Source organism: Pseudoalteromonas sp. 1181_04, from assembly GCF_052850545.1.
The window spans coordinates 1-398 of the sequence record NZ_VXCS01000105.1; the positions used below are offsets into that span (position 1 = coordinate 1).

Sequence of the window (398 nt, forward strand, 5' to 3'; positions counted from 1 at the left end):
TATTTAGCTCGCTAGAATGGTTAAATATTTAAGTCGATTGGTATTATACGTATAAGAGTAAATGATTGGCGCAGCCTTTTCCCGCCAACATAATCCTTGCTAACTCACTGCTAAATCACTTTCCTGCAAACGTAAAAAAGCCCGACTATTGCTAGTCGGGCTTTCTTTAATTAGATCCTGGCAATGTCCTACTTTCACATAGCAAATGCTACACTATCATCGGCGCTGTTTCGTTTCACTACTGAGTTCGGCATGGGGTCAGGTGGGTCCAAAACGCTATTGTTACCAAGAAAATTCTTTTCAATTTTCTTATTTTAATTATTAAGTTTTAAGTCCTTCGACTAAATTTGGAGCCTGGCAATGTCCTACTTTCACATAGCAAATGCTACACTATCATC

Annotated in this window: 1 rRNA gene; it reads right to left on the reverse strand. The window is 38.4% G+C overall.

Annotated elements, in window-relative coordinates:
- Positions 1-175 precede the first annotated feature (175 nt).
- Positions 176-290: ribosomal RNA gene (rrf, locus tag FW757_RS23225) — 5S ribosomal RNA — on the reverse strand.
- Positions 291-398 lie beyond the last annotated feature (108 nt).